The sequence below is a fragment of the Cupriavidus sp. 30B13 genome, from assembly GCF_049059565.2.
GTDB lineage: Bacteria > Pseudomonadota > Gammaproteobacteria > Burkholderiales > Burkholderiaceae > Cupriavidus.
This window is the reverse complement of sequence record NZ_CP188224.1, coordinates 2,016,044-2,040,802: the sequence shown is the minus strand read 5'-3', so window position 1 is coordinate 2,040,802 and position 24,759 is coordinate 2,016,044. Positions and strand designations below refer to the sequence as shown.

21 protein-coding genes are annotated in these 24,759 nt (G+C 69.6%); 6 read left to right on the top strand and 15 right to left on the bottom strand.

Going from position 1 to position 24,759, the window contains the following annotated elements:
* Nucleotides 1–13: 13 nt before the first annotated feature.
* The 5 genes from ACKI2N_RS28125 to ACKI2N_RS28105 all read right to left on the bottom strand — a co-directional run bounded on the left by ACKI2N_RS28125 (nt 14) and on the right by ACKI2N_RS28105 (nt 7,013).
* Complete coding sequence (locus ACKI2N_RS28125) at nt 14–3,211, bottom strand: CusA/CzcA family heavy metal efflux RND transporter (RefSeq protein WP_420995342.1); 3,198 nt, start codon at nt 3,209–3,211, stop codon at nt 14–16.
* Between the two features lie 12 nt (nt 3,212–3,223).
* Nucleotides 3,224–4,816: an efflux RND transporter periplasmic adaptor subunit gene (locus ACKI2N_RS28120; protein ID WP_420995343.1), complete on the bottom strand. Its 1,593-nt coding sequence runs from the start codon at nt 4,814–4,816 to the stop codon at nt 3,224–3,226.
* An 18-nt stretch (nt 4,817–4,834) separates the two neighbouring features.
* Nucleotides 4,835–6,112 carry a TolC family protein gene (locus tag ACKI2N_RS28115; RefSeq protein WP_420995344.1) on the bottom strand — a complete coding sequence of 426 codons (1,278 nt, stop codon included), beginning with the start codon at nt 6,110–6,112 and terminating at the stop codon, nt 4,835–4,837.
* Between the two features lie 74 nt (nt 6,113–6,186).
* Nucleotides 6,187–6,732: a cation efflux protein, CzcI family gene (gene czcI, locus ACKI2N_RS28110; RefSeq protein ID WP_420995345.1), complete on the bottom strand. Its 546-nt coding sequence runs from the start codon at nt 6,730–6,732 to the stop codon at nt 6,187–6,189.
* Between the two features lie 47 nt (nt 6,733–6,779).
* Nucleotides 6,780–7,013, bottom strand: coding sequence for a hypothetical protein (locus tag ACKI2N_RS28105; protein WP_420995346.1), 234 nt, complete (start codon nt 7,011–7,013; stop codon nt 6,780–6,782).
* A gap of 87 nt (nt 7,014–7,100) precedes the next feature.
* Between ACKI2N_RS28105 and ACKI2N_RS28100 the strand changes: the two genes are divergently transcribed.
* On the top strand, nt 7,101–9,278 hold the full coding sequence (locus tag ACKI2N_RS28100; protein ID WP_420995347.1) for a heavy metal translocating P-type ATPase: 2,178 nt from the start codon (nt 7,101–7,103) through the stop codon (nt 9,276–9,278).
* 206 nt (nt 9,279–9,484) lie between these two features.
* Here the strand turns inward: ACKI2N_RS28100 and ACKI2N_RS28095 are convergent, their stop codons facing one another.
* From ACKI2N_RS28095 to ACKI2N_RS28060, 8 genes are all read right to left on the bottom strand, one after another.
* Entirely contained in the window at nt 9,485–10,375 is an 891-nt protein-coding gene (locus tag ACKI2N_RS28095) for a polysaccharide deacetylase family protein (RefSeq protein ID WP_420995348.1), read from the bottom strand.
* Between the two features lie 11 nt (nt 10,376–10,386).
* A complete protein-coding gene (locus ACKI2N_RS28090; RefSeq protein ID WP_420995349.1) occupies nt 10,387–11,439 on the bottom strand; it encodes a bifunctional UDP-4-keto-pentose/UDP-xylose synthase in 1,053 nt (350 codons plus the stop codon).
* Nucleotides 11,436–12,386, bottom strand: coding sequence for a formyltransferase (locus ACKI2N_RS28085; RefSeq protein WP_420995350.1), 951 nt, complete (start codon nt 12,384–12,386; stop codon nt 11,436–11,438). The genes ACKI2N_RS28090 and ACKI2N_RS28085 overlap by 4 nt, the downstream gene beginning before the upstream one ends.
* On the bottom strand, nt 12,374–13,375 hold the full coding sequence (locus ACKI2N_RS28080; RefSeq protein ID WP_420995351.1) for a glycosyltransferase: 1,002 nt from the start codon (nt 13,373–13,375) through the stop codon (nt 12,374–12,376). The genes ACKI2N_RS28085 and ACKI2N_RS28080 overlap by 13 nt, the downstream gene beginning before the upstream one ends.
* A complete protein-coding gene (locus ACKI2N_RS28075) occupies nt 13,354–14,517 on the bottom strand; it encodes a DegT/DnrJ/EryC1/StrS family aminotransferase (protein ID WP_420995352.1) in 1,164 nt (387 codons plus the stop codon). The genes ACKI2N_RS28080 and ACKI2N_RS28075 overlap by 22 nt, the downstream gene beginning before the upstream one ends.
* A 34-nt stretch (nt 14,518–14,551) precedes the next feature.
* Entirely contained in the window at nt 14,552–14,923 is a 372-nt protein-coding gene (locus ACKI2N_RS28070) for a DMT family transporter (protein ID WP_420995353.1), read from the bottom strand.
* Complete coding sequence (locus ACKI2N_RS28065; protein WP_426990858.1) at nt 14,920–16,692, bottom strand: glycosyltransferase family 39 protein; 1,773 nt, start codon at nt 16,690–16,692, stop codon at nt 14,920–14,922. Before ACKI2N_RS28065 ends, ACKI2N_RS28070 begins: the two co-directional genes overlap by 4 nt.
* A gap of 371 nt (nt 16,693–17,063) precedes the next feature.
* Nucleotides 17,064–17,627: an HdeD family acid-resistance protein gene (locus ACKI2N_RS28060; protein WP_420995355.1), complete on the bottom strand. Its 564-nt coding sequence runs from the start codon at nt 17,625–17,627 to the stop codon at nt 17,064–17,066.
* Nucleotides 17,628–17,836: 209 nt separating this feature from the next.
* Between ACKI2N_RS28060 and ACKI2N_RS28055 the strand changes: the two genes are divergently transcribed.
* From ACKI2N_RS28055 to ACKI2N_RS28035, 5 genes are all read left to right on the top strand, one after another.
* Nucleotides 17,837–18,733, top strand: a complete 897-nt coding sequence (locus ACKI2N_RS28055; RefSeq protein ID WP_420995356.1) for a hypothetical protein — start codon at nt 17,837–17,839, stop codon at nt 18,731–18,733.
* Between the two features lie 539 nt (nt 18,734–19,272).
* Complete coding sequence (locus tag ACKI2N_RS28050) at nt 19,273–20,307, top strand: ABC transporter substrate-binding protein (RefSeq protein WP_420995357.1); 1,035 nt, start codon at nt 19,273–19,275, stop codon at nt 20,305–20,307.
* A gap of 53 nt (nt 20,308–20,360) precedes the next feature.
* Complete coding sequence (locus ACKI2N_RS28045) at nt 20,361–21,203, top strand: ABC transporter permease (RefSeq protein ID WP_420995411.1); 843 nt, start codon at nt 20,361–20,363, stop codon at nt 21,201–21,203.
* A gap of 3 nt (nt 21,204–21,206) precedes the next feature.
* Complete coding sequence (locus ACKI2N_RS28040) at nt 21,207–22,028, top strand: ABC transporter ATP-binding protein (protein WP_420995358.1); 822 nt, start codon at nt 21,207–21,209, stop codon at nt 22,026–22,028.
* Nucleotides 22,029–22,163: 135 nt separating this feature from the next.
* The gene (locus tag ACKI2N_RS28035; RefSeq protein WP_420995359.1) at nt 22,164–22,916 is read left to right on the top strand and encodes a GntR family transcriptional regulator; all 753 of its coding nucleotides are present in this window, start codon (nt 22,164–22,166) and stop codon (nt 22,914–22,916) included.
* A 103-nt stretch (nt 22,917–23,019) separates the two neighbouring features.
* Here the strand turns inward: ACKI2N_RS28035 and ACKI2N_RS28030 are convergent, their stop codons facing one another.
* Together ACKI2N_RS28030 and ACKI2N_RS28025 are read right to left on the bottom strand one after the other, a co-directional pair.
* On the bottom strand, nt 23,020–23,319 hold the full coding sequence (locus tag ACKI2N_RS28030; protein WP_420995360.1) for an amino acid ABC transporter permease: 300 nt from the start codon (nt 23,317–23,319) through the stop codon (nt 23,020–23,022).
* A 357-nt stretch (nt 23,320–23,676) separates the two neighbouring features.
* Complete coding sequence (locus ACKI2N_RS28025) at nt 23,677–24,615, bottom strand: amino acid ABC transporter substrate-binding protein (RefSeq protein WP_420995361.1); 939 nt, start codon at nt 24,613–24,615, stop codon at nt 23,677–23,679.
* Nucleotides 24,616–24,759 lie beyond the last annotated feature (144 nt).

The following is a 24,759-nucleotide window of genomic DNA, read 5'->3' as shown; positions in this document are numbered from 1 at the left end:
GCTCCCGGCGCCGTCACGCCAGCGACTGTGTCGCGCCGGCTTCCGCCTTGTCGCCGTCCTCTTCCCGCTGCGCCTCGCGCCGGTGCGCCAGCCGGTAAAGCACCGGCAGGACCAGCAGCGTCAGCGCCGTGGAAGACAGTATCCCTCCGATCACCACGGTGGCCAGCGGCCGCTGCACCTCCGCGCCCGTGCCGGTGGCGATCGCCATCGGGATAAAGCCCAGCGAGGCCACCAGCGCGGTCATCAGCACCGGGCGCAGCCGCGTGAGCGCGCCGGTGTGGATGGCTTCGTCGAGCGGCCTGCCTTCCTCGCGCAGGCTGCGGATGAACGACAGCATCACCAGGCCGTTGAGCACGGCGACGCCGGACAGCGCGATGAAGCCGACCGCGGCGGAGATGGACAGCGGGATGCCGCGCAGCCACAGCGCGACAATGCCGCCGGTGAGCGCGAACGGGATGCCGGTAAATACCAGCAGGCCGTCGCGCGCGTTGCCGAACATGGCGAACAGCAGCACGAACACCATCAGCAGCGCTACCGGCACCACGATCTGCAGGCGCGTGGTGGCGGACTGGAGCTGCTCGAAGGTGCCGCCCCAGGTGACCCAGTAGCCGGCCGGGATGCTGACCTCGCGGTCGAGCGCCGCCATGGCCTCGGGAACGAAGGTGCCGACGTCCCTGCCGCGCACGTTGGCGCTGACCACGATGCGGCGCTTGCCGTTCTCGCGCGAGACCTGGTTGGGGCCGGGCGCGAGCGTGAGCGTGGCGATCTCGCCGAGCGGGATGTAGCTGGCCGGCGCCGCCTCGCCGTTGCGCGCGGCGCCGCCCCTGGGCAACGGGATGGGCAGGCGGCGCAGCGCCTCGACGTCGGTGCGGATGCCTTCGGGCAGGCGCACGCCGATATTGAAGCGGCGGTCGCCCTGGAAGAAGATGCCCGCGTCGCGCCCGCCCACGGCAATGGCGACCGTGTCCTGCACGTCGGTCATGTTGAGGCCGTAGCGCGCCGCGCGGGCGCGGTCCACGTCCACCGTGAGCACCGGCAGGCCGCTGGTCTGCTCGATCCTGATCTCGGCCGCGCCGGGGATGCCGCGCAGCACGCCGGCCACCTTCTGCGCGGTGCCTTCCAGCACCTGGTTGTCGTCGCCGAAGATCTTCACGGCGACGTCGCTGCGCACGCCGGAGATCAGCTCGTTGAAGCGCAGCTGGATCGGCTGCGAGAACTCGTACTTGTTGCCGGGGATGGTCTCCAGCTCGGCTTCCAGTTGCGCCAGCAACTGCTCGCGCGTCTTGCGCGGATCGGGCCACCGGTCGCGCGGCCTGAGCATGATGTAGCCGTCGGAGGCATTGGGCGGCATCGGGTCGGAGGCGATCTCGGCGGTGCCGGTGCGGGCGAAGACGCGTTCGATTTCGGGGAATTTTTCCTTGAGCCGGGTCTCGATCTGCTGTTGCATGGCGAGCGACTGGGTCAGGCTGGTGCCCGGGATGCGCAGCGCCTGCACGGCGATGTCCCCCTCGTTCAGGTTGGGGATGAACTCGCTGCCCAGGCGCGTGGCGACCAGGCCGCTGAGCAGCACGGCCACGGCGGCGAAGGTCAGCACCACCGGCGTGTTGGCGATGGTCTTGCCGAGCAGCGGCGCGTAGGCGCGCCTGGCCCACAGCATCAGGCGGTTCTCCTTCTCGGCCACCTTGTCGCCGATGAACAGCGCTACCGCGGCAGGCACGAAGGTCACCGACAGGATCATCGCGCCGATCAGCGCCAGCACCACGGTCATGGCCATCGGGTGGAACATCTTTCCCTCGACGCCGGTGAGCGCGAAGATCGGGATGTAGACGATCATGATGATGAGCTGGCCGAACACCAGCGCGCGCCGGGCTTCCTGCGAGGCGGCGAAGACCTCGTGGAAGCGCTCGCCGCGCGTGAGCGGCCGGCCATGCCGCTGCTGCGCATGGGCCAGCCGGCGCACGCAGTTTTCCACGATGACCACCGCGCCGTCGATGATGATGCCGAAGTCCAGCGCGCCCAGGCTCATCAGGTTGGCGCTGATCTTGTAGGTCACCATGCCGGTGAACGTAAACAGCATCGACAGCGGGATCACCAGCGCGGTGATCACCGCCGCGCGCAGGTTGCCGAGGAACAGGAACAGGATGACGACGACCAGCACCGCGCCTTCGACCAGGTTCTTCTTGACGGTGGCGATGGCGCGGTCCACCAGCAGCGTGCGGTCGTACACGGTGACCGCCTTGACGCCCGCCGGCAGCGAACGGTTGATGGCCTCCATGCGCTTGTCCACCGCCTGCGACACGGCCCGGCTGTTTTCGCCGATCAGCATGAAGACGGTGCCCAGCACCACTTCGCGCCCGTTGTCGGTGGCCGCGCCCGTGCGCAGCTCGCGCCCGATGCCCACCTCGGCCAGGTCGCGGATGCGGATCGGCTGGCCTTGCGCGCTGCCGACGATGATCTCGCGGATGTCGTCGACGGACCTGACCTGGCCGGGCGCGCGCACCAGGTACTGTTCGCCGCGCCGCTCGATGTAGCCGGCGCCCACGTTGGCGTTGTTCTTCTCCAGCGCGGCCACCACGTCCTGCAGGCTCAGGCCGTAGGAGGCGAGGCGCTCGGGGCTGGGCGCGACCAGGTATTCCTTGGCGAAGCCGCCGATGGAGTTGATCTCGGTCACGCCGGGCACGGTGCGCAGTTGCGGCTTGATGACCCAGTCCTGGATCTCGCGCAGGTCGGTGGGCGTGTAGGCGCTGCCGTCGGGCTTCCTGGCGCTGTCTTCGGCTTCCACCGTCCACAGGTAGATCTCGCCGAGGCCGGTCGAGATCGGGCCCATCTGCGGGGCCACGCCGGGCGGCAGGCTGCGCGCGGCCTCCTGGATGCGCTGGTTGACCAGCTGGCGCGCGAAGTAGACGTCGGTGCCGTCCTTGAAGATCGCCGTGACCTGCGACAGCCCGTAGCGCGACAGCGAGCGGGTCTGCTCCAGCCCGGGCAGGCCCGACAGGGCGGTCTCGATCGGATAGGTCACGCGCTGCTCGGCCTCCAGCGGCGAGTAGCCGGGCGCGGCGGTATTGATCTGCACCTGCACGTTGGTGATGTCGGGCACGGCGTCGATCGGCAGCCGGCTGTAGTTGTACACGCCGAGCGCGGCCATGGCCAGCACCGCCAGCAGCACCAGCCAGCGCTGCGCGATGGCGAAGCGGATAAGTCGTTCGAACATGGCAGTCTCCGCTCAGTGGCTGTGCTCGGCGCCGGCCTTGCCGAGTTCCGCCTTGATCATGAAGCTGTTGCCGGCGACGTACTGCCAGCCGGCCCGCATGCCCTGCGTGATCTCGACCAGCTTGCCGTCGCTGCGGCCGGTCTTGACCGGCTGCGCCAGGAAGCCGCCCGGCACGGCGACGAACACCACCTGCTGGTCGCCGTTGCTCTGCAACGCCTGCGCGTCGATGGCGACCGGCACCTCGGCGCTGGAATCCGTCACGCCCACGGTGACGAACAGCCCGGGGCGCCAGGCCGTCTTGGGGTTGGCCAGCGTCACGCGCGCGGTGGCGGTGCGGGTCTGCTGGCCCAGCAGGGAGCCGACGTAGGACACCGTGCCTTCGGCCTTGCCGTCGAAGGCGGTGGAGGCGATGCGCACCTTCTCGCCCACGCGCACGCGGTCCAGGTCCTTGGGCGCGATCACGAACTCGGCCCACACGGTGCCGAGGTCGGAGATGGTGAAGACGTTGGCGTCGGCAGCCAAGGCTTCGCCGAGCGCGAGGTGCTTTTCCACCACGGTGCCGTCGAACGGCGCGCGCAGCTCGAAGCGGTTGAGCGCGCGCATGTTGCCCGCGCTGCCGCTGGCGCCGATGGCGGTGAGCTTCTGCGCGGCATTCTGCGCGGCGATGCGGGCTTCCTGCAGCGCGGTGCGCGCGGCCAGGTAGTCCTGCTCGGCCGAGATCTTGTCTTGCCATAGCGTCTTCTCGCGCTGGAAGGTGGTTTCGGCCAGTTCCAGGCGCTTCTGCGCGGCCAGCAGTTCGCTGCGCTGGTCCGACAGCGCGGTGCTGGCCAGCACCGCCAGCAGGTCGCCCTTCCTGACCTGCTGGCCGAGATTGGCGGCCACGCCTTCCACCACGCCGGCCACGCGCGGCACCACGTGGGCGGTGCGGTCTTCGTTGAAGCGGATCTCGCCGGGGAAGGAGACGATGCCTTCGATGCGCGCCGGGCCGGCGGCCTGCAGCGTCAGCCCCGCGCCCTGGATCTGCGCCGGCGTCATTTCGACCAGGCCTTCTTCCTTGCGCAGCTTGATGGCCAGCGGGGCGCCCGCGCCGGGCAGGGTCACCTCCAGGCTGGCTTCGAAGGCGTGCGGCTCGCCCACGGCGGCCGCGCTCTGCAGGTAGGCCTGGGCCGGCACGAAGGCGAGGCGCTCGCTCTCGCCGGTGAGCCGCCGCAGTTCGCCGGCGGCTTTCACGCTGGCGGGGGCGAGCGGCTTGCCCGCGCGCGAGGCCCACAGCCGCAGGCGCGCGCCACCTGCGCCGGGGCCGGCTTCGCCCACCAGCACTTCCACGGCGGCGTCGCCTTGCCGGAACAACTGGCCGCCGTTGGGGCCGGCGGCGCTGCCGGCGTGGTGCTCGCCGTCGCCATGCGCGCCGGCGTCGTCGTGGGCGGCGCCGGAACTGGCGCCGTGGTGTTCGTTGTCGTCATGGGCGGCTGCCTCGGCATGGGTGCCGCTGCCGTGCCCGTCGGTGCCGTTGCCGCGCCCGGCGAAGATCAATGCCGCGCCGGCCAGCGCGCCGCCGGCGAGGATGACGGCGACGGCGGTTTTCTGCTTGCTGTTCATAGCCATGATGGGGTTCCTTTGGCGCTAGCGGCCGAGAATGCGGTCGATGGTGGTGGCGGCCTGGTAGGCGCTGGCGACCACGCCGAGATAGCGGGCGCGTGCCTGGAACCAGGTACGCTGCGCATCGAGCACGTCGAGGAAATTGAACTTGCCGGCCTCGAAGCCGCGCGTGGCGGCCTCGTAAGCCTGTTGCGCCGCGGGCAGCACGGTGCCCCGCAGCGTCTCGGCCGAGGTGCGCGACACCGTCAGCTGCTGCGCGGCCTGCTGCAGTTCGCCGGACAGGCGCACCTGGGTGGCGCGGTACTCGTCCGCGGCCTTGTCGGCCTGGCGCGCGGCGGCGTAGAGATTGCCCTGGTTGCGGTCGAACAGGGGCAGCGGCAGGGCCACGCCGACCACCGGCATGGTGCCGCGTTCCGAGCCGTTGTCGCGCTTGCTGCCCAGGCTCAGGGTCAGGTCGGGATACTGGCGGCTGCGCTCCACGCCGATCACGGCCTGGCGCCGCTCCAGTTCCAGGCGGCTGCTGAGCAGTTCGGGCGCGCTGTCGAGCGCCTGCATCAGGCTCGGCGCATCGGGGCGCGCGGGCAGTGTGTCGAGGTTGCCGGCGGCTTCGCTGAAGCGGGCCTCGCCGCTGCCCCACAGGCTGGCCAGCGACAGGCGCGCGGCGGCCAGCGCGGCCTCGGCGTCGGCCACTTCCAGCCCGGCGTTGGCCTGCTCGACGCGCGCCTTGCTTTCTTCCAGCGGGGCGATCTTGCCGGCCGCCACGCGGCGCGCGGCGGCCTGCGCGCCCTTGGCGGCGATCTCGGCCGAACCGCGCGCCAGCCTGAGGCGCTCCTGCGCGATGACCACGCCGAAGAAGCCGCCGATGACGGCCGCGCGCAGGTCGGTGCGCGCCGCGCCCAGCCGGGACTGCGCCAGCTCGCGCGCCTTCTGCGCCGCGCCGATGCGCGCCGCGCGCTTGCCGCCCAGCTCGATGGGCAGGTTGATCTGCGCGGTGGTGGTGCGGGTATCGCGGCGGTGGTCCTCGAACAGGACCGCGACCTCAGGGTTGGGGATGGCGCGAGCCTGCATGATGCCGCCCTCGGCGGCATCGAGTTCTCGGCCGGCGGCCGACAGCGTGAAGTTGCGCGCGTCCGCCAGCGCGAGGGCGGCGTCCAGCGTCAGGGCGCCGGCGGGTTCCGCGGCGGCCCATGGCGCCTGCGGCGTGGCCTGGGCCGGCATGGAGGAAGGCGCCGCGCCCTGGGCGAGCGCGGCGGGGCTGAGCAAAGCTGCCGCCAGCCCGAGCGGCATCACAAGTGTTCTCATCGAATTTCACCGGAAAAAGACCAGGGAAGTTCGGCGAGACGAGAGTCTGGAAAGGAGTGGAGTCGTCTCGCCGGTCAGGCGAGAGACCACTGCGGGCGGTCGGGCGTGGCGCCGGGCGCGGAGAGGAAGGAGGGGGCCAGCGAGCGGTAGCTGATGGCTACCCCGAAGTGCGGGCCCGGGCCGGCGAAGTCGGGCAGCACGAGCTGCGCGCCGGCGAAATGGCAGACCGCGCAATCGAGGTCCGGCAGCTTGACCTTGCCGCTGCCGTCCTTGCCGTCGGGGCTGCCGTGATCGGCGGTCTTGGTGGTATCGGCGGCATCGGCGATATTGGCGCGATGGGCATGGCTATGGTGGCCGAAATGCCACTTTGCGACCGCGTTGGCGCCGTCGTGCTGGCTGTCATGGCTGCAATAGGCCGCCGCCCCGGCCCAGGCGAACTGGAGCGGCAGCAGGAGCACGAAAAGCAGGATCAGGAAACGGCGCATGCGGCGGATTATATAGGCAGCGGCTTCGACCAGGACACAGATGGGGTTTAACCGATGCATTTCCTGGCGGGAACGGCCGGTTGGAGTGCGATGCGCGGCGAGGGTTCCCCGGCGGCCGTGCGGCAGAAGATTCACTTATTCCCGGGCAGGGCGGCGCTTGACCCTGTAGCCGCTCCAGGGTCTTAAATGGCGGTATGCACAACAAAGCAGGGAGCACCGCCATGTCCAGCGCCACGCCAGACCACGCCGCCGTCCGCGAGCGGGAGGGCGACAGCCACGACCATGCGCACGAGCACGCACATGAGCATGCACACGAGCACGCACATGACGGTGCGCACGCTTGCGCGCATGACCATGCCCATGGGCATGGCCACGATCACGTGCATGAACCCCGGCCTGCGCACGAACACGCGCATGGGCATCAGCACGGCCAGGTCGGCGCGCCGGCCTGCTGCGGCAGCGCCTGCGGGTCGCCCAGCGTGGCGCCCGCTCCGGCTGCAGCCATGCCGGCGGTCGCGGCCGGCGCGGCGATGGCCACCTACCGCATCGACGCGATGGACTGCCCGACCGAGGAAACGCTGATCCGCAACAAGCTCGGCGGCATGGCCGGCGTGGCGGGGCTGCAGTTCAACCTGATGCAGCGCGTGTTGACGGTGCACCACACGCTGGATTCGCTGGACCCGGTGGTGCGCGCCATCGAGAGTCTCGGCATGAAGGCTGAGCCGCTCTCCGAGCAGGCCGCCGAACTCGCCCCGCAGGCCGCCAGGCCCTGGTGGCCGCTGGCGCTGGCCGGCGTGGCGGCGCTGGGCGCGGAAGCGGTGGGCTGGCTGCAGGTGCCGGGGCAGGACTGGCTGGCGCCGGTGCTTGCGCTGGCGGCGGTCGCCATTGCCGGCCTCGGCGTCTACAAGAAGGGCTGGATCGCGCTGTCCAACGGCAACCTCAACATCAACGCGCTGATGAGCATCGCCGTGACCGGCGCGATGCTGATCCGCCAGTGGCCGGAGGCGGCCATGGTGATGGTGCTGTTCGCGCTTGCCGAGCGCATCGAGGCAGCGTCGCTGGACCGCGCGCGCAACGCCGTGCGCGGCCTGATGGCGATGGCGCCCGAGCAGGCCACGGTGAAGCAGACGGACGGCAACTGGCTGCCCGTCGACGCGCGCGCGGTCCCGGTCGGCGCGCTGGTGCGGCTGCGTCCGGGCGAGCGCGTGGCGCTCGACGGCCGCGTGCTGCGCGGCCAGTCCACGCTGGACCAGGCGCCCATCACCGGCGAGAGCGTGCCGGTGGACAAGGGCGTGGGCGACGCGCTGTTCGCCGGCACCATCAACCAGGCCGGCGAGCTGGAATACGAAGTGACCGCGGCCGCCAGCGGTTCCACGCTCGCGCGCATCATCCACGCGGTCGAGGCCGCGCAGGGCAGCCGCGCGCCCACCCAGCGCTTCGTCGACCGCTTTGCCCGAGTGTACACGCCGCTGGTCTTCCTCGGCGCGGTGCTGGTGGCGGTGGTGCCGCCGCTGGCGCTGGACGGCGACTGGAGCGCGTGGATCTACAAGGCGCTGGTGCTGCTGGTGATCGCCTGCCCGTGCGCGCTGGTGATCTCCACCCCGGTGACCATCGTCAGCGGCCTGGCCGCTGCAGCGCGGCGCGGCATCCTGGTCAAGGGCGGGGTCTATCTCGAGCAGGGCAAGGACCTGGCCTGGCTGGCGCTGGACAAGACCGGCACCATCACGCACGGCAAGCCCGTGCAGACCGACTTCCAGCCGCTCGGCGAGATCGCCGCGGGCGGTGCCGCGGCCAGCGCGGCGGCGCGCGCGGTGGCCGCCAGCCTGGCCGGCCGCTCGGATCATCCGGTGTCGCTGGCGGTCGCCAGCGCCGCGCGCGCCGAGGGCATCGCGCCGCTGGACGTGCAGGACTTCGCGGCGCTGCCCGGCTACGGCGTGAGCGGCACCGTCGGCGGCCGCGCCTACTACCTCGGCAACCACCGCCTGATCCATGACCGCGGGCTGTGCTCGCCAGAACTGGAGGCCACGCTGGAAGCCCTGGAGCGCCAGGGCAAGACGGTGGTGCTGCTCGGCGCCGGCCACGGCGTCGAGGCCCTGTTCGGCGTGGCCGACACGGTCAAGGAAAGCAGCCGCCAGGCGGTGGCCGAACTGCACGCGCTGGGCGTGCGCACGCTGATGCTGTCGGGCGACAACCCGCACACGGCGCAGGCCATCGCCGCGCAGGTGCAGATCGACGAGGCGCGCGGCAACCAGTTGCCGCAGGACAAGGCCGACGCGATCGCCGCGCTGAGCGTGAAGGGTGGCGAAGGTCAGGCCAGCGCCGGCGGCAAGCGCGTGGTGGTGGGCATGGTCGGCGACGGTGTCAACGACGCGCCCGCGCTGGCGCGCGCCGATATCGGCTTCGCCATGGGCGCGGCCGGCACCGACACCGCCATCGAGACCGCCGACGTGGCGCTGATGGACGACGACCTGCGCAAGATCCCCGCGTTCATCCGCCTGTCGCGGCGCACCTCGGCGATCCTGACGCAGAACATCGTGCTGGCGCTCGGCATCAAGGTGGTCTTCCTCGTGCTGACCGCGGCGGGGCTGGGCACCATGTGGATGGCGGTGTTCGCCGACATGGGCGCGAGCCTGCTGGTGGTGTTCAATGGCCTGCGGCTGGCGAAGGCCGGGCGGGGGTGAGGGATTGGCCCGCCGGGGAATTCGCTCTGCCCCATGTTGTCTCCCCTCTCCCGCTTGCGGGAGAGGGGCGGAGAGAGGGCCGGCGTTTCCACGAGGTGACAGCCTTCGCCATGCGCGAGCGCCTTGCCCTCTCCTCCGGCGCCTTGCTCTCCCGTTTCATGGAAGAGGGGAGCAAACCAATGGTGACGGGAGGCGCTGCCGGGGTCCTAGGGCTGCACGATCAATTCGCCGCTGCGGCCTTCGATGGCGCCCCACGTGACCGGCGCCAGCGGCAAGGCGGTCCGGTCGAGCTGCCGGTAGAACGTGGCCATCGACACCAGTTCGTGGCCCTGCGCGCGCCAGCCGTCCAGCAGCCGGTTGAACACCGGCGCCAGCTTGCCGCCTTCCAGTTCGGTATGCAGCGTGAAGACGTGGTCGCGGCCGTCGCCGCTGAGCCGCAGCACGGCTTCGTGGACGTTGTCCTCGGTCAGCCCGTCCACGCCGATCAGCTCGTCGAGCGTCGGCAGCGTGGTGGGCATCTGCACGTGGCGCAGCGCCACGCCGTCCACGGTCGGGATGTACGGCGCGGTGCCGCGCCCGTCGGACGCGTAGGCCATGCCCCAGTCGTCGATCTGGCGGAACGCTTCGTCGTTCATCTGCCAGCCCGCCGCGCCGTGCGTGGGCGGGGCTTCGCCGAAGATGTCGACGTAGCGGTCGAACGCGCTTTGCATCTGGCGCCGGGTCCAGGCCGCGTCGCGCCCGCGCACGTTGTCCTGCCAGTAGACGTGGTCCCAGGTATGGATGCCGCACTCATGGCCCGCCGCGCGCGCCGCGCGCATCTCGGCCGCGCCCTTGCGGCCGATGTCCGGCCCCGGCAGCAGCACGCCATACATCAGCGTGCGCAGGCCGTAGTTGGACACCACCGAGGTACGCGACACCTTCTGCAGGAAACCCGGGCGGAACACGCGCCGCAGCGCCCAGCCGGTGTGATCGGGGCCCAGGCTGAACAGGAAGGTGGCCTCGGCCCGCACGCGGGCCAGCATGGCGAGCAGCGCCGGCACGCCTTCGCGGGTGCCGCGCAGCGTGTCGACGTCGACCTTGAGGGCGATGCGTGCCATCGGCGCGGGCCTCAGCTGGCCGAATCGACCAGGGTACGGGCCTCGACCACCTTGCCGCGGTAGGCCTCGAAGATGGCGCGCAGCGCGTCTTCCATGCTGACCGCGGGCTTCCAGCCCAGCTCTTCGATGGTGTTGTCGATCTTCGGCACGCGGTTCTGCACGTCCTGGTAGCCCTTGCCGTAGAAGTCGCCCGAGGACGTTTCCACGATCTTGGTTTCCTTGGCCTGGTCGGCGTATTCCGGGTAGTCGGCGGCCATCTTGAGCATCATCTCGGCCAGCTCGCGCACGGAGTGGATATTGGCCGGGTTGCCGATGTTGTAGATCTTGCCGGTGGCGATGCCTTCCGGGTTCTCGATGATGCGCATCAGGGCGCTGATGCCGTCGGTGATGTCCGCGAAGGCGCGCTTCTGGGCGCCGCCGTCGACCAGCTTGATCGGCTCGCCGCGCACGATGTGGCCGAGGAACTGGGTGACCACGCGCGAGGAGCCTTCCTTCGATTCGAAGATGGAGTCCAAGCCGGCGCCGATCCAGTTGAACGGGCGGAACAGGGTGTAGTTCAGGCCTTGCTCCATGCCGTAGGCGTGGATCACGCGGTCCATCAGCTGCTTGGAGCAGGCGTAGATCCAGCGCGGCTTGTTGATGGGGCCGCAGATCAGCTCGGAGGTCTCGGGGTCGAACTCGTCGTCGTGGCACATGCCGTACACCTCGGAGGTGGACGGGAAGACCAGGTGCTTGCCGTACTTGACGGCCGCGCGCACGATCGGCAGGTTGGCCTCGAAGTCGAGCTCGAACACGCGCAGGGGCTGGCGCACGTAGGTCGCCGGGGTGGCGATGGCGACCAGGGGCAGCACCACGTCGCACTTGCGGATGTTGTACTCGATCCACTCCTTGTTGATGGTGATGTCACCCTCGAAGAAGTGCATGCGGGGGTGGTCGATCAGGTCGCCGAGGCGGTCGCTGGACATGTCCATGCCGTAGACTTCCCACGGCGTGGTTTCGAGAATGCGGCGCGTCAGGTGGTGGCCGATGAAGCCGTTGACGCCAAGAATCAGGACCTTTTTCATCGGTTTTCCTCTTTGGACGATGCGGTAAGAAATGTAGAGAGTGCGTCGGGCGAAACGGCCTGTGCCGGTGCGCCCGCGCCGGGTAATTCGAGCAATTCGCGGACCAGGATCACGCCGCCGTCGCCGCACAGGCCGACGATCTGCCCGCCGGCCACGTGCAGCCCGGGGCGGGCGCCCGCCGGCAGCGCGGGGGCGGCGCCGTGCGGCCGGCGCGCCTGCGCCACCACGAAGCGGCGCCCGGGCGCGTCGGTGAAGGCGCCGGGATAGGGCGGCGCCACCGCGCGCACCAGGTTGTAGACCTGGGCGGCGCTTTGCTGCCAGTCGATGCGGCCGTCTTCCGGCTTGCGGCCGGAGAAGTAGCTGCCTTCGGCGAGGCGGTTCGGCAGCGGGACGATATGGCCGGCCATCATGGCGGGCAGGGCGCGCCAGAGCGTCTGCTCGGCCGCCACGGTGACCTTCTCGAAGACTTCGCCGGCGGTGTCGTCCGGCAGGATCGGCACGGCGGTCTGGTCGACGATGTAGCCGGCGTCCGGCTTGGCTTCCATCGCGTGCAGCGTGGCGCCGGTCTCGCTCTCGCCGTGCAGCACGGCCCAGTTCACCGGCACGCGGCCGCGGTACTTCGGCAGCAGCGAGCCATGCATGTTGAACGCGCCGCGCGGGGCCAGCGCCAGCACCGCCGCGGGAATCATCGCGCGGTAGTAGAACGAGAAGATCATGTCCGGGCGCGCCGCGGCCACCGCTTCGGCCACCGCCGGGTCGGCGGGGTCCTCACCGTAGATGAAGGGCACGCCCAGTTCGGCGGCGGTGTCGGCGACGCGGCGGAACCAGATGTTCTCGTCCGGGCGGTCGCGGTGGGTGACCACCAGCGCCACTTCCACGCCGCGCGCGTGCAGCACGCGCAGGCAGCGGTCGCCGACGTTGTGGTAGGCGAAGACTACTGCGCGCACGATGGCTCCGTGGCCGGCTGGCCCTTCTGCGGCTCGGGGCTGCCCTCGAGCACGGCCTGGATGCGGTAGCGCGGGCGGTTGCGCACTTCCTGGTAGATGCGGCCGATGTATTCGCCCAGCAGGCCGATGCCGAACAGCATGATGCCGACCAGGAAGAAGTTGAAGGCCAGCAGGGTGAACACACCCTGCACTTCCGCGCCAAGCAGGAAGCGGCGCACCAGCAGCACCGCCACCAGCCCGCCCGAGGCCAGCGAGAGCAGGGTGCCGATGGCCGAGAACCATTGCAGCGGCACGATCGAGAAGCCGGTCACCAGGTCGAAGTTCAGCCGGATCAGCTGGAACAGCGAGTACTTGGATTCGCCGGCGTGGCGCTGCTCGTGCTCGACCACGATCTCCACCGGGTTGGAGGCGAAGGTGTAGGCCAGCGCGGGAATGAAGGTGTTGACCTCGCGGCAGGCGTTGATGGTGTCGATCACGTTGCGGTCGTAGGCGCGCAGCATGCAGCCCTGGTCCGTCATCTTGATGCGCGTGATGCGCTCGCGCAGCCGGTTCATGGCGCGCGACGCCACGCGGCGGAAGGCCGTGTCGTTGCGCTCGCGGCGGATGGTGCCGACGTAGTCGTGCCCTTCGCGCATGGTCGCCACCAGGCGCGGGATTTCCTCCGGCGGGTTCTGCAGGTCGGCGTCGAGCGTGATCACGATCTGGCCGCGGGTCTGCTCGAAGCCCGCCAGGATCGCCATGTGCTGGCCGAAGTTGCCGTTGAACAGCACCACGCGCGTGACGTCCGGGCGCAGCCGGTACTGGCTGGCCAGGATCTGCGCCGAGCGGTCGCGGCTGCCGTCGTTGACGAAGATGATCTCGTAGCTGCAGGCCAGACCGTCCAGCGCCGGGTAGAGGCGGTCGAACAGGGCTTGCAGGCCGTCTTCCTCGTTATAGACGGGAATGACGACGGAGACCTCGACGGGGCTTATTTGAAGAGGCGTTTGCATGTTTCGCTGAGAGTTGCGCAGACCCGCTCCACGTCGGCGGCCTGCATCGCAGGGAACATCGGCAGGGTGACGATGCCCTGCCCGATGCGCTCGGCATGGGGCAGCATGCCTTCGCGCCAGCCAAGGGAGCGGTAATAGGAAAACAGGTGCAGGGCGGGATAGTGCACGCCGGTGCCGATGCCGCGTTCGCGCATGGCTTCCATCACGGCGGTGCGGCCGCCGTCGAGGCGCGCGGCCGGCAGCACCACCTGGAACATGTGCCAGTTGGTGGTGGCCAGCTCGCCGTCGCGCGGCAGCGGCAGCTCGATGCCGAGCTCGGCCAGGCCGGCATCGGCGGCGCAGCGGAAATACGCCTCGGCCAGCTCGGCGCGGCGCGCGGTGACGTGGTCCAGGTGCGCGAGCTGCGACAGGCCGATGGCGGCGTTGACGTCGGTCAGGTTGAACTTGCCGCCCGGCTCCTCCACGTCCATGCCGTCCGGGCCGGTGCGGATCACGCCTTGCAGGCGCAGGCGCTCGGCGCGCAGCGCTTCTTCGGGCGAGTTCATCACCAGGCAGCCGCCTTCGACGCTGGTGATGTTCTTGTTGGCCTGGAAGCTGAAGCTGACCAGGTCGCCGAAGGCGCCGATGCGCTGGCCGCGCCAGCGCGAATCGATGGCCTGGGCGGCGTCCTCGATCACGCGCAGGCCGTGCTTGCGCGCGATGGCGTAGAGGCGGTCCATGTCGACCGGCAGGCCCGACAGGTAGACCGGCATGATGGCGCGCGTGCGCGGCGTGATGGCGGCCTCCACGGCGTCGAGGTCGAGGTTGCGCGTGCGCGGGTCGATATCGACGAAGACGGGCCTGGCGCCCACGGTGACCACCACGTTGGCGGTCGCCACCCAGGTGACCGGCGTGGTGATGACCTCGTCGCCGGGGCCGATGTCGGCGATGCGCAGGGCGATTTCCATGGTCGCCGAGCCGTTGGCGAAGGTGCGCACGGGGCGGCCGCCGAACAGCGCGGACAGCGCGTCCTCGAACGCGTGCATCTTGGGGCCGGAAGTGATCCAGCCGGAGGCCAGCACCTTGCCGACCTCGGCAATGGCGTCGGCGTCGATCGCCGGCTTGACGAAGGGCAGGAAGGCTTGGGCAGCGGGGGCGGTCATGACGGTCGGGCTTTCCGGTACGTTGTTGTGGCGCTCACGAGCGGGCGATCAGGAACACGCCGGCGAGGATGAGCAAGATGCCTGCCACGCGCAGCGGGCCGATCATCTCGCCGAACAGCCACCACGCCGCCAGCGCGTTCACCACATAGCCGAGCGACAGCATCGGGTAGGCAATGGACACGTCCACGCGCGACAGGCCGACGATCCACACGCCCACGCTCACCACGTACAGCGTCAGGCCGGCCAGCACCGGCCACTGCGTCAGCACGCGCAGCGCGGTGGCGAGCAGCGTGGCGCGCTCCAGCGTGATGGCGCCGACGGCGTTGGTGCCCGCCTTGAGCAGCAGTTGCGCGCACGCATTGAGCAGCACGCCGGTAAAAATGAATGCGAAGGTAGAAAGCGTCATGGGGCGCGGGTCGGTTCGGGCTGGGCGGCGGCCGGGGCCTGCCCGGGCAGCGGGAAGTTGGCGACCGCCACGCGGCGCTTGTCCTGCGCGATCTTGTACATCGGCACGTTGCGGTCCTGCAGCAGGCGGTAGGTCGCGGCCGACATGATGCCCACGGCGTGCTGGCCGTCCTGCCATTTTGCAATAAAGGCATCCAGCGTGGGCAGCCATTTCTGCGGCTCCTGCTTGGTGCCGAATTCGAGCTCGTCGGGCCATTCCACCATGATGGTGGTGCGGCGCAGGTAATACGGCAGGGTGTGGTCCAGCATGCGCACGCCGTAGATCGGCATGTCGTCGGTCAGCACCGCCTTGATGGCCGGCACCATGTCCACGCCGGAAGTGGGCCGCCCCATGACCTCATGGCCGAGCAGCGCCACCGTGAAGCTGGCGAACAGGCCCACCGCGTAGGCGGTGATGCTGACCATCAGGCCCTTGCGCGGCAGCAGCCAGCGCGCCAGGAAGACCGTGCCGAGCATCAGCACGAACGCCGCGCCGACCCATACCGCGAACAGGCGGTACAGCTCGTTGGGCGTGTTGTCGGAGTTCAGCGTGGCCACGTAGGGGCTGGCCAGCAGGCCGACAGCCGCGATCGCCAGCATGCCGGTCATCTGGCGGCGCCAGCTGCGCTCGTCGATATGCTGCAGCGCGACCGCGGCAAGCATGCCCAGCGCCGGGAAGATCGGCACGATATAGCCGGGCAGCTTGGAGCCGGACAGGCTGAAGAAGACGAAGATGGCGATGGCCCACACGGACAGCAGCAGCGCCGGCTGGAACGGCCTGGTGCCGGTCGCGCGCGCCGCGGCGGCGCCGCCGCGCACCACCTGCCACATGCGCGGCGCCAGGCCCAGCCACGGCAGGAAGCCGGCCACCAGCAGCGGCACGAAATACCAGAGCGGGCCTTTGCGCGAATGCACCGTCGAGGTGTAGCGCTGCCAGTGCTCGTGGATGAAGAAGAAGTTGAGGAATTCGGGATTGCGCTCCGACACCAGCCAGAACCACGGCACCGTGACGATCAGCATCAGCGCGATGCCGGTGACCAGATGCAGCCGCTTCCACAGGCCGAAGTCGCGCGAGATCAGCGTATAGATCACCAGGACCAGGCCCGGCAGCGCGATGCCCACCAGCCCCTTGGTCAGGATCGCCACGCCCATCGCCACCCAGCACGCCCACATCCAGTAGCGGCGCGCGGCCGGCGTGGCGGACGGGTGCTGCGCCAGCAGCATGAACGCCAGCACGCAGGCCATGGCGCCGGACAGCGTCATGTCGAGCGAGTTGAAGTGCGAGGCCACGCTCCACATCGGCGCGGCCGCCAGCACCAGGCCCGTGAGCAGCGCGGCGCGGGCGCCGTACCAGCGCGCCGCCGCCTTCATCGACACCAGCAGGCCGAGCATGCCGGACAAGGCCACGCACAGCCGCGCCTGCCAGTCGCCGACGCCGAACAGGGTGTACGACAGCGCCGTCACCCACATGTGGAAGGGCGGCTTCTCGAAATACTTGAGGGCGTTGTAGCGGATCGTGACCCAGTCGCCGCTGGCGAACATCTCGCGGGCGATTTCCGCGTAGCGGCCTTCGTCCGAGCGCAGCAGGTGACGGGCTTCGAGCGTGCCGAACCAGACCAGGAGAATAAACAGGCTGACCAGGATAATCGCGCCCAGGGGCAGGCCGGCGGACTGCGAAACACCTTGCACGGTGCTTCGCGAAGTATCTCGCGAGGTCACGGAACTACGCATACGTCTCCTGGAAACGGTCGGATGGGCGTCATGGCAATGACGGGCGATTCCCGGCGGAGCACGGCATGGCGCCGCGCCGCCGGAAACGCCGGGATCGGCCGTGGGTGTGCCAGCGCATCGCGTGCCAGTGGCCAGCCCGGATCTGGCGGTTCGGGGGCGGCTCGCGTGCAGGAAACACATCACAACGCTGCATCGGCCGCTTTGGTGGACAACAAACCAGAGTCATGCCGGCACAGGCCGCCCGGGCGGGATTCGCCAACGGCAAACCGCGCCCTCAATGTGGCGCGGCGCGCAATGTTAGCACGACCGCCGGGGTTCCCCGCCGGCGGCGGGGGCAGGTGGCGCGCGCGGGGCCCGGCGCGCGCCGCGCGTCAGCCGGGAAGCGGCGTGGACGCTACATGCCGGGCGCTGCGCAGGCGCAGGGCGACGCCGATCAGGAGCACGCCGCAGACCAGCGCCCAGGCCCCGATCATCCACAGCAGCGCGAGCGCGCCGGCCAGCGGCTGCCACAGCAGCAGGAACGCAAACACGATGCTGACCGCGCCGGCCAGCACCAGCCACCACTCGTTGGGAATATCCTTGCGCAGCCGGATGGCGGCCACGATCTGCAGGACGCCGGTGGCCAGCGTCCAGGCCGCGATATATAACAGCAGCGAAAATGCCGTGACCACCGGGCTGAACCACGTCAGCAGGCCCACGCCGAGGCCGAGCAGGCCCTGCAGCGCCAGGATGCCGCGGTCGCTGGCCTCGCGCTGGCTGCCCGAGATCGCCATCGCCAGCGCGGTCACGCCGTCGGCCGCGGCAAAGGCGCCGAACACCAGCACCAGCGCGGCCAGCGTGGCGATGGGCGCGAAGAACGCGCAGATCCCGAACAGCAGCGCGAACACGCCGCGCAGGCCGACGACCCACCAAAGCTTGGCGTAGTAGTGAAGCATGGCAATTTCCCGACGAGTGGCAGGCCGCCGTGGCGGGCACGGCCTGCGCGGACCAAGACCGACAAGACGACCAACAAGACGACCAACAAGACAAGCCAGCGAAAAAGCGCTACTTTGTCACCAGCGCGGGCGCACACGCCTGCCCGCCCTGGCGCGCGGTGCCTTGCCGGAACCAGCGGGGGCGTGAACCCATTCTAGACAGGAATCATGTGAGGACAAAGGCGCAACTCGTCGGGGCGGCCATCGCGGCGGGACTGCTGGCCCAGGGCGGCCCCGCGCTCGCCCAGGCCGTGGCCGCGGCGGCGCAGGGCCAGGCCGCGGCGCAGATGCCGGTGGAGGCGGTGGCGCGCTCGGCGGCGTTCCTGTGCGACGCGCCGTGGTTCCGCTCCGGCGCCCGGGTGCAGATGGAAGGCGATGGCGACATGCCCACCTCCATCACCATGACCCTGCGCCAGGCCACCAAGAGCGCCGACGGCTGCCGCGCCCAGCTCGAAGTCCGCTCCAAGTCGGCGCTGTCCGCGCTGATGGGGCCGCCGGTCATCATGGACCAGATCCACATGGTCAACATCGAGCGCCGCAACAGCACGGCCAGGACCAGCATCGAGAGCGAGCATGCCGTGATCAACGCGCAGGGGCGCTATGCCCGCATGTACGGCGAGGCGGCGTTCCGCGGGCAGGGCGTGTTCAACTATGCCGGCCTGGATGTGCGGGAGGGCGGCACGCTCGACGGCGAGACCTTCGAGTCCAGCGTCTCGCTGCAGATCTATCCGCTCGGCGGGGATGAGGCCATCGGCAATCTGCGCGCGCTGTACGCGTCGATCAACGTCGGTACCCGCCATGTCGGCAAGCGCCAGATGATCGATACCGTGCTGGGCCGCAGGGAATGCATGCCCATCACGTACGAGAAGCGGACGTCGCTGGGGCCGCTGATGGTGGGCGAGGAGGTGGTGCAGGTCGAGCCCGCGGTGCTGAACGTCACGGACTGGTACTGCCCGGCGGAAGCGTTCGTGCTGCGCACCGAGGTCCGCCAGCGCGACAAGCAGGACAACAAGGAAAGCAAGGTCGAGCGCATCGACGTGACCGCGCTGGAACTCGGCGCGCCCTGAGCGCGCCGCCCGAATCCCCGTTCTCTCCATTCTGTCCGGGACACCCTTGAGCGCCATAGCAGGCAACGGCCGGCGGGACGGTCGCGCCCGCCGCGCGCCCGGGCCGGGGCCAGGCCGTTGCCGCCGGTGGCGACCACGGCGTTGCATGGTGGTGCACGGCACGCACCGGCGCCGGGCTTGCGCCATTGTCCGGATGCACCGGGCCGGCGATTCGCCGCTCCCCGCGTACGCGCCCGGCTCCTGCCGGGCTGGCGCGGAAATTACGCAAGCCGATGATTTTCAATGATTTTCCAGCGATCCTGGTCGTCTCCGCACGCCATGGATGGCCTGTGGCACGCCCTTTGCTCATCTTGAATCCAAGATTGAATTTTCTGTGGGACACGAATGAGCCAGGTCCGCATGACCGCCTCCCGGCCTGCCGTGGCCCGTCCGGGGGCGGCGGGTCCGCCGGATGTTCTCGTTTCCTGACCGCGTTTCCGCTCCATCCATTGCCTCCATTGCCTCCATTGCCGCCTGACGCCCATAACAAGGAAGCCGCCATGTCCAAGCCCTCGCTCCCGCCCGACGCGCAACCCGCCGAGGGCGCGCCGGACGTTTCCGCTACGCGCCGCCGCCTGCTGAAGACCACGGGCGCCGCCCTGACCGCGCTGGCCGCGCCCGCCATCGTGCGCGCGCAGGCCGCGCCGAAGCTGCGCATCGGGTTCTGGCCGGTGGCGTCGGGGCTGCCGTTCTATGCCGCGGTGGAAAAGGGTTACTTCAAGGAGGCCGGGCTCGATGTGGAGCCCATCAAGTTTGCGAGCGCGCAGCAGGTGATCGAGGCCATCCTCGCCGGCCGCTGCGACGGCAGCGCCAACGGCACCGCGTCCGCCGCGCTGGCCCTCGGCGAGATCGCGCAGCCCGGCCTGCTCAAGATCTTCTGCACCAACCCGACCAATGCCAGGTACGTGCTCGAGGAATTCCTGGTCGCCCGGGACAGCCCGATCAAGTCGGTGGCGGAGCTGAAGGGCAAGCGGGTGGCGAGCGGCCCGGGCGTGCAGAACGTGGTGCTGGCCAAGACCATGCTCGAGCGCGCCGGCGCCGGCCAGATGAGCGTGATGGAGCTGCCGATCGGCCAGCACGTGGCGGCCCTCGCGGCCGGGCAGATCGACGGCGTCTATACGCTGGAGCCGACCGGCACCGTGGGCCGGCTCAAGGGCACCACGCGCACGCTCGAGGCCGGCGTGGTGGCGCGCTACATCCTCGGCGATCCGATGGCGCCCTGGCATGGCGGATCGGCCAGCCTGACCTCCGAGTTCCTCGGCAAGAACAAGGACGCGGCCAGGCGCTACATGACGGCCTACCGGCGCGGCGTGGCGCTGGTCAAGCAGTCGCCGCAGGAGGCGCGCCCGTACCTCAAGGGCTATACCGCCATCGACGGCGCGCTGACGGCCGAGGTGCCGATGTCCGATTACCTCTTCTATGACGAGTTCAAGGCCAGCGACGCCGCGTACTTCCAGAAGTTCTACGACCTCTTCACCGAGAAGGGGATCTTCTCGCACAAGGTGGACGTCAACACCATGCTCTACAAGGGGTGAGCGCCATGCCCGAACTTTCCACGCCCGAGGCGCCCGCGGGCGCGCCCGGGGCCATGCCGCCGGCGTCGCTGCCCGGCGCCGGCGGCGCCCGTGCCGCCCAGCCCTGGGCGCCGCCGGCCTCGCGCGACGCCATGCCGCGCCGCCCCGCGTCCGACCGCCTGCTGCCCGTGCTGGGGCCGCTCGCGCTGTTCGTGGCCTGGGACCTCGTGGTGCGGCTCGGCTGGATCAAGGCGATCCTGCTGCCGAGCCCGGCCGATACCCTCGTCGCGCTGGTCACGGGCCTGGCCGGCGGCGCGCTGCTGACCGACTTCGCCGTCACCGTGTCGCGCACGCTGGAGGCCTTCGCCATCGCGGCCGTGATCGGCATGCCGCTCGGCGTGCTGCTCGGCAGCAACGAGCGCGCCTACCGCAGCGTGGAGTTCCTGATCGACTTCTTCCGCTCCACGCCGTCGTCGGCGCTGATCCCGCTGTTCCTGCTGATCTTCGGCGTGTCCGACATCAACAAGGTTGCCATCGCCGCGTTCGGCGCGCTGCTGATCGTGGTGTTCAACAGCGCCTACGGCGTCATCAACGCGCGCAAGCAACGCGTGATGGCCGCGCGCGTGATGGGCGCCTCGCGCTGGCGCATCTTCCGCGACGTGCTGATCTGGGAAAGCCTGCAGCCGAGCTTCGTCGGGCTGCGCTCGGCGGTGTCGATGGCGCTCGTGATCGTCATCGTGGCGGAAATGTTCATCGGCTCGGAGAACGGGCTCGGCCACGCGATCATCGACGCGCAGCAGGTGCTCAACGTCAAGACCATGTACGCGGCCATCCTCGCCGCCGGCGCGCTCGGCTACGTCCTCAACATCGTGTTCCTCCTCATCGAGCGGCGCGTGGTCCACTGGAGCGGGAGGTAAATCATGAGCGCAGTCCTCACCCCGGCGCGCCACGCCGACGTGCCGGCCCCGGCGTTCCAGCCGGGGCCGCCGGGCACCCATATCACCATCCGTGGCCTGACCAAGTACTTCGCCGGCTGGCCGCTGTACGAGAACTTCGATCTCGACATCCCCAAGGGCAAGATCGTTTCCGTGTTCGGCCCCAACGGCTGCGGCAAGAGCACGCTCATCAACATGATCGCCGGGCTGATTCCCATCGACCGCGGCGAGATCCTGTTCGACGGCAAGTCGCTCAAGGACACGCGCATCGGCTACGTGTTCCAGAACTACCGCGAGGCGCTGTTCCCGTGGATGCGCACCATCGACAATATCGCCTATCCGCTGCTGCTCGAAGGCCGCAGCAAGGCCGAGGTGGACCGGCGCCTGGCCGAGCTGGTGGCCTCGTTCGACGTCAAGTTCGACCTCAACCGCTATCCGTACGAACTGTCCGGCGGCCAGCAGCAGACCGCCTCCATCATGCGTGCGCTGGCGCCGCGGCCGGAGGTGCTGTTCCTCGACGAGCCGTTCTCGGCGCTGGACTTCGAGATGACGCTGTTCATCCGCGAAAAGCTGCAGGAGGTATTCATGCAGACCGGCACCACCATGCTGCTGGTCTCGCACGACCTGGAAGAAGCCGTGTACCTGGCCGACCAGATCCTGCTGCTGACCAAGCGCCCCACGCGCGTGGCCGAGATTCTCGATTATGCCGACGCGCGCCCGCGCACCGTGGAAACGCTGTCGCAGGCGAGCTTCGTGGCCGCCAAGCGGCTGAGCCTGGACATCTTCCAGCGCGAGGTGCGGCGATAGCGCGCGCCTCGCATCGCCGGCGGGCGCATAATGAAGGCCTCGCCGTCGCCCCTGTACACGATCCGCGGCGATCCGCGACGATCCGAACCCACTCCCGCCATGACTTCCGCCCGCGCCGCGCCTCTGCCCGAACCCATGCCAGCCAACGACCTGCCGGACAGCCCCGCCGTTGAACTGGCCGAGGCCGGGCGCGCCGAGGACGGCCGCACGTCGCGCGCGGACAGCGTCTACGCGCTGCTCAAGCGCGACATCGCGGAGTTTCGCCTGGTGCCGGGCGACCGCTTTACCGAGAACGAGGTCTGCGAGCGGCTCGGCGTGTCGCGCACGCCGGTGCGCCAGGCGCTGTTCCGCATGAAGCAGGAGGGCTTTGTCGACGTCAGCTTTCGCGCTGGCTGGCACGTGCTGCCGTTCGATTTCGACAAGTTCGAGCAGCTCTACGACCTGCGCATGGTGCTGGAGACCGAAGCCGTGCGGCGCCTGTGCGGCATGGACCGCGACGCCGTGCAGGCGTCGCTGGCGGAGCTGGCCGCCATCTGGCTGGTCGCCCCCGAGGCGCGGCTGGCGGACATGGCGCGCGTGGGGGAACTCGACGAAGCGTTCCACTGCGCGCTCGTGGAAGTGGCCGGCAACGGCGAAATGGCGCGCGTGCACGGCGAGCTGACCGAACGCATCCGCATCATCCGCCGGCTCGACTTCACCAAGCGGGCGCGCGTGGACGCCACCTACGAGGAGCACGCGCAGATCCTGCGCGCCATCCTCGCGCACCGCGCCGACGAAGCCACGCTGCTGCTGCGCTCCCACATCGGCACCAGCCAGTCCGAGGTCCGCAAGATCACGCTGCACGAGGTGTACCTGGCGCGCATGCAGGCGCGCGGCGACGGTCACTGATATCCGGCCCGCCGCGGCTCGTTTCTCCACCCTCCATGCCGCCGTTTACGCATGAAGCCCGCCAATGGCGGGCTTCATGCCGTGCCGCGCTGATCCTTGCGGATCAGCTGGCGGCGGCAGCCGAGGCGGCCTTCTTGCTCTTCTTGGTTTTCTTGTGCGACTTCTTGGCGGCCGGGGCCGAGGCGTCGCCGGCGAGGTCGGCGCGGGTGCTCTTGTTCGCGCCCTGGGTATACGGGTCGAACTTGTCGCCGGACTTGGCGCCCTGGGTGTACGGGTCGAACTTCTCGCCCGACTTGGCGCCCTGGCTATACGGGTCGAACTTCTTCCCGCCGGTCTGGGCCTGGGCAGCCACGGAAACGGCGCCGATGCAAAGCGCGATGGCTGTCGCGACGAACTTGTTCATGGTTTCTCCTGAAAAATGCCGCCTTGCGGCGGTTCGAATACGCGGTGCCGCGGGGAGATTCGCCTTGCCTGAGCCTGGCCGCTCCTGCGGGTTTGTCCGCTCGGTCCCAGTGTCGCCAACATTTCGCCGGCTTGTCAACTTGCGCCGGCTCGCGTTGTATTGCCGGAAACACGCTTGGCACCGGCCTTATGGAAACCCGCTATTGCGGTAGCCGCCGGCTCTTGGTTTACAACTGCCGGGAATATGCGCCATGGCGCATTTTGTCTGCGTTGCGCCGCGGATTGTGCGGCGAGCGGCATAAAAAAATCCCGCGAGCCTGTCGGCTGCGGGATTTCCCGGTGCTGAAAAGGCCGCGCCTTACTCGGTGGCGACGTCCGAAGGATGCTTCCACGCCTCGCGCACCTGGGCGCTCGGCGCCAGCGCCAGATTGATATTGCGTGCGCCGATGGGCTGCTGGAACCACTGCTTCTGCAGCGCCACCACCTGCGGCCCGGCGAACACCGAGGCCAGCGTCTGGTCCACCAGCTGTTTCCACTCCGGATCGGCGCGCGACATCATCAGCGCGTTCTGCTCGGTCGACAGCGCCGGGCCGATGATCACGTACTGCGACGGATCCTTGGCGCGGGCGCGCAGGCCGGCCAGCAGCACGTCGTCCATGACGAAGGCCTGGGCGCGCCCGGACTCCAGCAGCAGGAAGGACTCGCCGTGGTCCTTGGCGTAGATGTCGTGAAAGCCGTACTGGCTCTTCAGGCGGCGCACATGGCGGTCGCCGGTGGAGCCGGCGCTGGTCACCACGTTCTTGCCGCGCAGGTCGTCGAAGGACTGGATGCCCGAGTCCACGCGCACCAGCATGCGCACCGTCGAGATGTAGTGCGACACGCTGAAGGCAACCTGCTTCTGGCGTTCCAGCGAGTTGGTGTTGGGCGCGCAGTCCAGGTCGACCAGGCCATTGACCACGGCCGGGATGCGGTTCTGCGGCGTAAGCGGAATCCACCGTACCTTGATGGCGCTCAGGCCCAGCTTGACGCGCGCGGCTTCGGCGGCGCGCAGGCACAGGTCCACGGCGTAGCCGGCCGGCTGGCCTTTGTCGTCGGCGAAGGAAAAGGGCAGGGCCGATTCACGGTAGCCGAGCACGATGGTGCCGGTGCTGCGGATCTTGTCCAGCACCGGGCTCGGGCTCTGCGCCAGGGCGGTGTGGGGAACGGCGGCGATGGCGCTGGCGGCAACGGCGAGCCCGGCCAGCAGGCGGGAGGCGCGCGCCGCGCCGGCGCGGCTGAAGGTGGCAAACGGCAACATGTGGCGAAATTTTCAAAAGAAGGAAGGCTACGTGGGTTGCCGCGGTGCACAAAGTACATCTTCGTCATAAGCAAATATCTCCCGCTCAGCCGCCAGGGCCACGGTTTCCCCGCATTCACTTGCCGCGCCGCGCCGGATATATCA

Excerpts from the sequence above, each read along its gene's own strand:
- ACKI2N_RS28125 (WP_420995342.1), bottom strand. The coding sequence starts at position 3,211 with ATGTTCGAACGACTTATCCGCTTCGCCATCGCGCAGCGCTGGCTGGTG.
- ACKI2N_RS28120 (WP_420995343.1), bottom strand. The coding sequence starts at position 4,816 with ATGGCTATGAACAGCAAGCAGAAAACCGCCGTCGCCGTCATCCTCGCC.
- ACKI2N_RS28115 (WP_420995344.1), bottom strand. The coding sequence starts at position 6,112 with ATGAGAACACTTGTGATGCCGCTCGGGCTGGCGGCAGCTTTGCTCAGC.
- ACKI2N_RS28105 (WP_420995346.1), bottom strand. The coding sequence starts at position 7,013 with ATGCGCGTGTTCGTGCGCAGGCCGGGGTTCATGCACGTGATCGTGGCC.
- ACKI2N_RS28100 (WP_420995347.1), top strand. The coding sequence starts at position 7,101 with ATGCCGGCGGTCGCGGCCGGCGCGGCGATGGCCACCTACCGCATCGAC.
- ACKI2N_RS28095 (WP_420995348.1), bottom strand. The coding sequence starts at position 10,375 with ATGGCACGCATCGCCCTCAAGGTCGACGTCGACACGCTGCGCGGCACC.
- ACKI2N_RS28090 (WP_420995349.1), bottom strand. The coding sequence starts at position 11,439 with ATGAAAAAGGTCCTGATTCTTGGCGTCAACGGCTTCATCGGCCACCAC.
- ACKI2N_RS28080 (WP_420995351.1), bottom strand. The coding sequence starts at position 13,375 with ATGCAAACGCCTCTTCAAATAAGCCCCGTCGAGGTCTCCGTCGTCATT.
- ACKI2N_RS28075 (WP_420995352.1), bottom strand. The coding sequence starts at position 14,517 with ATGACCGCCCCCGCTGCCCAAGCCTTCCTGCCCTTCGTCAAGCCGGCG.
- ACKI2N_RS28070 (WP_420995353.1), bottom strand. The coding sequence starts at position 14,923 with ATGACGCTTTCTACCTTCGCATTCATTTTTACCGGCGTGCTGCTCAAT.
- ACKI2N_RS28065 (WP_426990858.1), bottom strand. The coding sequence starts at position 16,692 with ATGCGTAGTTCCGTGACCTCGCGAGATACTTCGCGAAGCACCGTGCAA.
- ACKI2N_RS28060 (WP_420995355.1), bottom strand. The coding sequence starts at position 17,627 with ATGCTTCACTACTACGCCAAGCTTTGGTGGGTCGTCGGCCTGCGCGGC.
- ACKI2N_RS28050 (WP_420995357.1), top strand. The coding sequence starts at position 19,273 with ATGTCCAAGCCCTCGCTCCCGCCCGACGCGCAACCCGCCGAGGGCGCG.
- ACKI2N_RS28045 (WP_420995411.1), top strand. The coding sequence starts at position 20,361 with ATGCCGCCGGCGTCGCTGCCCGGCGCCGGCGGCGCCCGTGCCGCCCAG.
- ACKI2N_RS28040 (WP_420995358.1), top strand. The coding sequence starts at position 21,207 with ATGAGCGCAGTCCTCACCCCGGCGCGCCACGCCGACGTGCCGGCCCCG.
- ACKI2N_RS28035 (WP_420995359.1), top strand. The coding sequence starts at position 22,164 with ATGCCAGCCAACGACCTGCCGGACAGCCCCGCCGTTGAACTGGCCGAG.
- ACKI2N_RS28030 (WP_420995360.1), bottom strand. The coding sequence starts at position 23,319 with ATGAACAAGTTCGTCGCGACAGCCATCGCGCTTTGCATCGGCGCCGTT.
- ACKI2N_RS28025 (WP_420995361.1), bottom strand. The coding sequence starts at position 24,615 with ATGTTGCCGTTTGCCACCTTCAGCCGCGCCGGCGCGGCGCGCGCCTCC.